Here is a 5192-nt window from a genome sequence, read left to right on the forward strand (position 1 = left end):
ACGCAGCGGTGTGAGACGGGCATTCTTATGGATGTTCATTCGGATCCTCCGATGGATGCTGAAGCGTGGTAACTCCAGTCTCCTCGGTCCGGTCCGAATGGACAACCTCCCGAAAGCTCACAGCTAGGAGTCCCGCCGATGCAGATCCGCGCTTTGTCCACTCTGGAATGCACCAAACTGCTGACGGCCAATCGCGCTGGCCGGCTGGCCTGCGCGAAGGACGGGCGGCCCTACGTCGTTCCGTTCCATTACGCGCATGCGGACAACCACCTCTATGCCTTCTCCCTGCCGGGCAAGAAGATCGACTGGATGCGCGCCAATCCGCTCGTGTCCGTGCAGGTCGACGCCGCCGGCACGGGTCACGGTTGGAAAAGCGTCATCGTCACCGGCCGTTATGAAGAACTTCCCGATCGGATCGGACACGAGGCGCAGCGTGACCATGCATGGTTCGTGCTGAGCAAGCACTTCGACTGGTGGGAGCCAGGCGCGCTCAAGCCGGCCGCAGCCTCGGATCTGGAGCATCTGCCCCACGTGTTCTTCCGCGTCTCCATCGCCGAAGTTTCGGGCCGCGAAGCGTTGGAGAGCTAGCCTTACATGGCGAGGCCGAGGCGGAAGCCGCGCCAAGCCGACCGCTGGCCAAAGCAGCTGGCAGCGTATGCAGCCAATCTGAGGTAGCCGCCATGGACACGCTCATTGCCCGGCTCGGGGTCGCCTTGGCAATAGGCCTGCTTGTCGGGTTGGAACGCGGCTGGAGAGAGCGCGATGCGCCCGACCGCAGCCGGACAGCCGGCATTCGCACCTTCGGCATCGCCGGGCTTCTCGGCGGCCTGGTTGCGGCATTGGCCGAAGCGCTCAACGCAATGTCGGTGCTGGTTGCAGGCTTCCTTGCCTTCGCTGGCATTTTCGCTTGGTACAAGGCACGCGAAGCCGCGCATGACGAGGATTTCAGCGTCACAACCGTTATCGCGGGCCTGGCCGTCTTTACGCTTGGCGCGCTCTGCGTGGCCGGCGACTTTCGCGTTGCCGCCGCGGGAGGCGCAGCGCTCGCGGCGCTCCTTGCCAGCCGCGAAATCCTGCACGGGCTTCTGAAACGTCTGACCTGGATCGAGCTTCGCTCGGCACTGGTTCTGGCGGTGATGACCGCCATAATCCTGCCCCTGCTGCCGGACCGTCCATTTGACCCATGGGGCGGCTTCAACCCGCGGGAGATCTGGCTCCTGACGGTGCTGATGGCCTCGATTTCCTTCGTCGGTTATGTCGCGGGGCGCGTCTTCGGAAACGCCCGCGGTCTGATTGTGAGCGCGCTCGCCGGCGCCGTGGTCTCATCGACCGCCGTCACCCTGTCACTGGCCCGCACGGCCAATCGGTCGGACAATTCCTTGTCCTTCGCCGGCGCGGCTTCGCTGGCCGCTATGATCTCAATCTTGCGTGTCTGCCTCGTGGTTTTGATACTGGCGCCGCCGGTGACCGCTTACATCGCCATACCCGCGCTCGCTGCCGCGCTGACACTCGGCGTCTGCGGAACGATTGCGCTGGCAATTCGCGGCAGCAAGCCAGAGAGCCCCGGCGCGACGCGCAATCCGTTCGAACTGGTGCCGTTGCTGATCTTTGCGCTGCTGTTCGCGGGCGCCTCGACAGCGAGCGCCGCGTTGGCGTTCCAATTCAAGGAACAAGGCCTGCTGGCGAGTTCCGCAATCGCGGGCGCGTTTGACGTCGACGCTTCGGTGCTCAGCGCCATACGGCTGGTCAAGCAGTCGATGCCGATCGAAACCGTTGGACATGCGGTGCTGACGGCGCTGATGGCCAACGCAATCGGACGCCTGTTTCTGGCCGTATTCGCGGGTCCGGTGAGATTCTGGTTGCCCCTGGCCGGCATGACCTTGACCGCCGCTGCCGCGGGCTACGGCGCCATGCTGCTTCGGTAGGGTTGTCGCGGCCGTGACGCTCGCGCTGGGATCATTCTGATTTGACCCGTATCAAAGCTGCCGGCCCGCTTTCCTGTTGAATGGCCCCCATCATTGCAAAGGTGGGAGGGCCTCATGGCCACAACAGACATCAACGTCCCCATTCGGGAAAGAACCGCGACCCCGGCTTCGGCGAAGCTCCGGCTGGGGTCGCTGACCGCGCTCGTCATCGGCTCCATGGTCGGCTCGGGCGTCTTCAGCCTGCCGCAGAACATGGCGGCCGGCGCCGGTCCGCTCGCGATCCTGATCGGTTGGGCCATTACGGCGGTCGGCATGCTTGCGCTGGTGTTTGTCTACCAGTCGCTGGCGGTGCGCCGTCCCGACCTCGACGCCGGCCCCTATGCCTATGCCAAGGCCGGCTTCGGTCCGTTCGTAGGCTTCAACAGTGCCTGGGGCTATTGGATCAGCGCATGGGTCGGCAACGTCTCCTACGCGGTGATCGTTTTCAGCGCACTGTCCTATTTCTTCCCCGCCTTCGGTGACGGAAACACGTGGCAGGCGGTGCTCGGTGCATCGATCCTGCTGTGGCTCATCCACGTTCTGATCCTTGCGGGCATCCGTCAGGCGGCGGTCGTCAACACCATCGTGACCGTGGCCAAGATCGCGCCTGTCGTCCTGTTCGTCGGGATCGTGGCCGTCGCGTTCAAGCTCAATGTCTGGACACTCGATTTCACCGGGCTCGGCAGCGCTTCGCTCGGCACCATCGCCGCCCAGGTCAAGAGCACGATGCTGGTGACGCTTTGGGTGTTCATCGGCATCGAAGGCGCCAGCGTTTTCTCCGCCCGGGCGGAGCGCCGCAAGGACATTGCGACGGCAACTGTGCTCGGCTTCTTCACCTGCCTTGCCCTCTATGCGCTGGTCTCGTTGCTTTCGCTCGGCATCCTGAGCCAGCCCGAACTCGCCGCCCTGAAAAACCCGTCGATGGCGGGCGTGCTCGAGGCGGTCGTCGGACCTTGGGGCGCCGTGCTCATCAATCTCGCGCTCGTCATCTCGGTCATCGGCGCCTTCCTGAGCTGGACGCTGCTTGCGGCGGAGGTTCCGCATGTGGCCGGAAAGGACGGGACCCTGCCGAAGTTCTTCGGCCGGGAAAGCGAGCGCGGCGTTCCCTCGACGTCGCTGCTGATCACCAACCTGCTCGTCCAGGCCTTCCTGGTGATCACGCTCTTTGCCCAGAGCACCTACCAGGCGCTCTTCTACATCGCTTCGACGGTGATCCTCGTGCCTTACATTTTCTCCGGAGCCTTCGCCGCGAAACTGGCATTGACCGGAGAAAGCTACCAAGGCGGCGAAGGGCGCACCGGACCGCTCGTCGCCGGCGTGCTGGCAACGATCTACGGGCTGTGGCTCGTCTATGCGGCGGGGCCTGCGTACCTGTTCATGTGCGCGATCCTCTATGCCCCGGGCATCATCTTCTACGTATGGGCTCGCCGCGAAGGCAACCAGCGTGTCTTCCACCCGGTGGAAGCCATCATCGCCGTCGCGCTCGTAGCGGTCGCAATCCTTGCCGTCTACGAGATGTGGACCGGCGCTGTCAGCGCGCTTTGAGAGGCCATACAATGACAAATCTCGGAGTGCATTCGGAGGTCGGCCGCCTGCGCGAGGTCATGGTCCACAGGCCGGATCTCAGCCTGCGCAGGCTAACGCCGGATAACTGCAAGGCGCTGCTATTCGACGACGTGTTGTGGGTAAAGCGGGCGCGCCAGGAACACGACGTCTTCGTCGACGCGTTGCGCGAGCGCGGCGTGGTGGTGCATTCGTTCGGTGAGCTGCTTGCCGAGACAATGGCCATCGGCAAGGCCCGCGACTGGCTTCTCGACCGCCGGGTGCATGCCGGCGTGGTCGGCCTCGACATGGTCGACGAGATGCGTGGCTGGCTGAACGAAATGTCGGCCGGCCTGCTGGCAACCTGTCTCGTCGGCGGCATTGCGCGCGCCGAACTGCCGTTCGAGCCCAAGGGCCTGACCGGAAGGACGCTCGCGCCGCAGGACTTCGTGCTGCCGCCGCTTCCCAACCAGCTGTTCACCCGTGACAGCTCCTGCTGGATCTACCGCTCCGTGTCGGCCAACCCGATGTATTGGCCGGCCAGGCGGCCCGAGGCGGCCAATGTCGAGGCTGTCTATCGCTTCCATCCAAGGTTCCGCGACAGCGGCATCCCGTTCGTCTCGCCCCGGGCCGGAACGGGCGTCAGCCTCGAAGGCGGCGACGTCATGCCTGTCGGCGGAGGCGTCGTTCTGGTCGGCATGGGCGAGCGCACCACGCCGCAAGCGGTCGGCGATCTTGCGCGAAGCCTGTTCGCGGCCGGAGAGGCCACGCGCGTGATCGCGGCTCTGATGCCGCGCGACCGTTCCTTCATGCATCTCGACACCGTCTTCACCTTCTGCGACCGCGATCTCGCCACCATGTACCCGCCCGTGGTCGAAAGGCTGCGCACCTTCTCGATTCGGCCGGGAGACGGCGATGCGGCGGTCGAGGTCAGGGAGGAGAAGGAGCCCTTCATCTCGGTGGTCGCGGAGGCTCTCGGGCTGAAATCGCTGCGGATCATCGCCACTGGCGGCGACCGCTACGAGGCCGAGCGCGAGCAGTGGGACGACGGCAACAACGTCGTCGCCGTCGAGCCGGGCGTCGTCATCGGCTACGACCGCAACGTCTACACCAACACGCTTCTGCGCCGCGCGGGAGTCGAGGTGATCACCGTCGAGGGTGCCGAGCTCAGCCGCGGCCGCGGCGGCGGCCATTGCATGACCTGCCCCATCGCCCGAGACCCGCTCTGAAAGGACCCCCAATGTCGATCAACCTTCATGGACGCTCGGTGCTCTCGCTGGACGACCTTTCGGCGGACGAGATCCGCTTCCTGCTGAAGCTGGCCGCCGATCTGAAGGCAGCCAAGCAGGCCGGGCACGAGATACCGCGCCTCGTTCGCAAGAACATCGCGCTCATCTTCGAAAAGGACTCGACCCGCACCCGGACGGGATTCGAAGTGGCCGCCTACGATCAGGGCGCCCACGTCACCTATTTCGGCCCAAGCGGCAGCCATATCGGGCACAAGGAGTCCATGAAGGACACCGCGCGCGTGCTCGGCCGCATGTATGATGCGATCGAATATCGCGGCTTTGCGCAACATCAGGCCGAGCTGCTTGCCACGCATGCCGGCGTACCCGTCTACAACGGCCTGACCAATGAAGCGCACCCGACGCAGATCCTCGCCGATTTCATGACCATGCGTGAATT

4 protein-coding genes and 1 pseudogene are annotated in these 5192 nt (G+C 64.8%); all 5 read left to right on the plus strand.

Annotated elements, in window-relative coordinates; genetic code table 11:
* Positions 1-138 precede the first annotated feature (138 nt).
* Positions 139-588, plus strand: coding sequence for a pyridoxamine 5'-phosphate oxidase family protein (locus EOA27_RS20670; RefSeq protein WP_126079249.1), 450 nt, complete (start codon positions 139-141; stop codon positions 586-588).
* A 92-nt stretch (positions 589-680) separates the two neighbouring features.
* Entirely contained in the window at positions 681-1925 is a 1245-nt protein-coding gene (locus EOA27_RS20675; RefSeq protein ID WP_126079250.1) for an MgtC/SapB family protein, read from the plus strand.
* Positions 1926-2039: 114 nt separating this feature from the next.
* Positions 2040-3509: an arginine-ornithine antiporter gene (arcD, locus tag EOA27_RS20680; RefSeq protein ID WP_127257034.1), complete on the plus strand. Its 1470-nt coding sequence runs from the start codon at positions 2040-2042 to the stop codon at positions 3507-3509.
* A gap of 11 nt (positions 3510-3520) precedes the next feature.
* Complete coding sequence (locus EOA27_RS20685) at positions 3521-4735, plus strand: arginine deiminase (protein WP_126079252.1); 1215 nt, start codon at positions 3521-3523, stop codon at positions 4733-4735.
* Positions 4736-4746: 11 nt separating this feature from the next.
* A pseudogene (locus tag EOA27_RS20690) lies at positions 4747-5192 on the plus strand (ornithine carbamoyltransferase subunit F); the annotation flags it as partial.

This window comes from Mesorhizobium sp. M2A.F.Ca.ET.037.01.1.1 (assembly GCF_003998075.1).
Taxonomy (GTDB): domain Bacteria; phylum Pseudomonadota; class Alphaproteobacteria; order Rhizobiales; family Rhizobiaceae; genus Mesorhizobium.

Coding starts and splice junctions, on each gene's coding strand:
- arcD (WP_127257034.1), top strand. CDS start 2,040: ATGGCCACAACAGACATCAACGTCCCCATTCGGGAAAGAACCGCGACC.
- EOA27_RS20675 (WP_126079250.1), top strand. CDS start 681: ATGGACACGCTCATTGCCCGGCTCGGGGTCGCCTTGGCAATAGGCCTG.
- EOA27_RS20670 (WP_126079249.1), top strand. CDS start 139: ATGCAGATCCGCGCTTTGTCCACTCTGGAATGCACCAAACTGCTGACG.
- EOA27_RS20685 (WP_126079252.1), top strand. CDS start 3,521: ATGACAAATCTCGGAGTGCATTCGGAGGTCGGCCGCCTGCGCGAGGTC.